General features: G+C 28.4%; 3 protein-coding genes. 2 read left to right on the forward strand and 1 reads right to left on the reverse strand.

Annotated elements, in window-relative coordinates:
• Positions 1-37 precede the first annotated feature (37 nt).
• Positions 38-721: a YjjG family noncanonical pyrimidine nucleotidase gene (locus AB1Z17_RS12155; protein WP_368052059.1), complete on the forward strand. Its 684-nt coding sequence runs from the start codon at positions 38-40 to the stop codon at positions 719-721.
• A 10-nt stretch (positions 722-731) separates the two neighbouring features.
• Entirely contained in the window at positions 732-1,637 is a 906-nt protein-coding gene (locus AB1Z17_RS12160; RefSeq protein ID WP_368052060.1) for a hypothetical protein, read from the forward strand.
• Between the two features lie 147 nt (positions 1,638-1,784).
• On the opposite strand, the gene AB1Z17_RS12165 is transcribed toward AB1Z17_RS12160, so the two are convergent.
• Positions 1,785-2,666: replication-associated recombination protein A (locus AB1Z17_RS12165; protein WP_368052061.1), on the reverse strand; the 882-nt coding region annotated here is incomplete at its 5' end.

Below are 2,666 nucleotides of genomic sequence, written 5' to 3' on the forward strand. Positions count from 1 at the left end.
AACTTCAATTTAATTACTTTGTTCAAATATATAATAAATGAAACACATCAACCACATATTTTTTGACTTAGATCACACACTTTGGGATTTTGAAACAAATTCTGATATAGCATTCAATACAATTTTTGAAAAACACAATGTTAAAGTAGATTTGCAAAAATTTCTAAATTATTATAGAGGAATCAATCAGAAATATTGGAAATTATATAGAGATGAAAAAATTACCAAAGAAGACTTAAGGGTAGGAAGATTAAAGGATACATTTAAAATTATAAAGTTTGACGCTTCTAGTAGTTTAATAGATAACTTGTCGGTTGATTATATTGAATATTTACCAAATAATAACCAACTTTTTGAAGGAACTCATGAATTGTTAGATTATTTAAAACCAAACTACCAAATGCATATTATAACCAATGGTTTTAATGAAGTACAATCAAAAAAGTTAAGAAATTCGGGTTTAAATCAATATTTTAATCAAATTATAACATCAGAAGAAGCAGGAGTTAAGAAACCAAATCCACACATATTTAACTATGCATTAAATAAGGCGAATGCACTATCTAGCGAATCTATTATGATTGGCGATAACTGGGAAGCGGACATAATGGGAGCTAAAAATGTTGGTTTAGATGTAATTTTTTGCAATTTTAATAAAGAACCAGTTTCAGAAAATATTAAATCTGTAAGTTTGTTAAGCGAAATAAAAAAATACCTTTAAAATATATCTTATGAATAAATCAATTTTAGTTGCTTTCTTTTTAATTTTCAGTAGTTCTTTAAGTTTTGCTCAAAAAAACATTAACAATTATAAATATATAATTGTTCCAAAACAATATGAATTTCAAAAAAATGAAGATAGTTACCAAATTAATTCTTTAATCAAATTTTTATTTGAAAGAGATGACTTTATCACATTTTTTTCAACGGATACATTTCCAGTAGAATTAGCTAATAATAGCTGTATGGCGTTAAAAGCAATGATTAAGAATAAATCGGGAATGCTTAATACAAAATTGAATATTGATTTGGTTGATTGTTACAATAATGTTGTTTTTTCTACCAGCGAGGCAAAATCTAAAGAAAAAGATTATAAAAAAGCTTATCAAGAAACAATTAGAATGGCTTTTGAAGATATTGAAGCCCTAAATTACACTTATAGTCCAGAGAATATTTCACAAAATAAAAATAATCAAATTGAAGTTAAGAAACCAGAAGACACTCAAAAAGTTGTGGTAAAAGAAATAGAGCCAAAAGTTGATAATACTAAAATAGCTAAAGAAGTAAAAATGGAAAAGATTGCAGCTATTGCAAAACCAATTGAGAAAAAAATTGCAGAAACAGAAAGTAGGGGAAAGGTTATAGCAGATAAATTACCTACGGCTATTTCAATTGAAGGGATTTACCTTTTTGATACTTGGGGGAAAAGTAGCATTTCTAAAAAAGATAACGAATATTCTGTAACAGGAGGAGATGAAAATGTAGCATTCGCAACCATTTATAAAACTTCAAAACCTACTATTTATATTATAAAATGGCGTGCATTTAAACAGCCACAATTAGTTGAAATTGACTCTAAAGGGAATTTAAATCTTGATTCTGAAACTGGTAAAAAAGTGTGTAAGAGAGTTGAATAATTAAAAAGTTTGGAAGTTGAAAAGTTAAAAGTTAGCAGCTTTTTGTGAGAAGTTAAAATTTAAATATCAAAAGTTGCACGTTATTTAATTCTCGAATTACACACTTCAACAGTTACACAATTCAACGATTAAAAAATAATAGCACATCTAATAATTATATTTAGTTTTCCATCTAGTTTTTAAAAATTCTCTAAGGTTATTTTCTCTTGGATTTTTTCCTGGTTCAAATAATTTGGTGTTTTTTATTTCGTCTGGTAAAAATTCTTGTGCTGCAAAATTGTTTTCATAGTTATGCGCATATTTATATTCTTTACCGTAATCTAATTCTTTCATTAGCTTTGTAGGAGCGTTTCTTAGATGTAATGGTACGGATAAATCACCTGTTTCTTTAACCAATGCCTGCGCCTTTCCTATAGCTTCATAACTAGCATTACTTTTAGGTGAGCTTGCTAAATAAACAGCACACTGACTTAAAATAATTCGTGATTCAGGAAATCCAATAGTTGTTACGGCTTGGAATGTATTATTTGCCATTATTAACGCAGTTGGATTGGCATTACCAATATCTTCACTCGCTAAAATTAATAACCTTCTGGCAATAAATTTGGCATCCTCGCCACCTTCAATCATTCTAGCAAGCCAATATACAGCTGCATTTGGATCACTTCCTCGTATCGATTTTATAAAAGCCGAAATAATATCGTAATGTTGTTCGCCAGTTTTATCATAGAGAACCGTATTTTTTTGAATTTTAGAAAGTACCAATTCATTGGTAATAATAATTGGTTCATCTTCAGAGTTTACCACAAGTTCAAATATATTCAGTAGCTTTCTAGCATCACCACCCGAAACTCTTAACAAAGCTTCAGTTTCTTCAATTTTTATATTTTTTTCTGAAATAAATGTATCGGTTTGTAAAGCACGTTCTAGTAAATCTTCTAAATCTGTTTTACTAAAGGAATTTAAAATATACACTTGGCAACGAGAAAGTAATGCAGGAATTACCTCAAAACTTGGATTTTCAGTTGT

It is taken from the genome of Lutibacter sp. (assembly GCF_040883305.1).
Taxonomy (GTDB): Bacteria; Bacteroidota; Bacteroidia; order Flavobacteriales; family Flavobacteriaceae; genus Lutibacter.

Bases quoted from the DNA above. Each gene is read 5' to 3' on its own strand.
- AB1Z17_RS12160 (WP_368052060.1), top strand. From the start codon at position 732: ATGAATAAATCAATTTTAGTTGCTTTCTTTTTAATTTTCAGTAGTTCT.
- AB1Z17_RS12155 (WP_368052059.1), top strand. From the start codon at position 38: ATGAAACACATCAACCACATATTTTTTGACTTAGATCACACACTTTGG.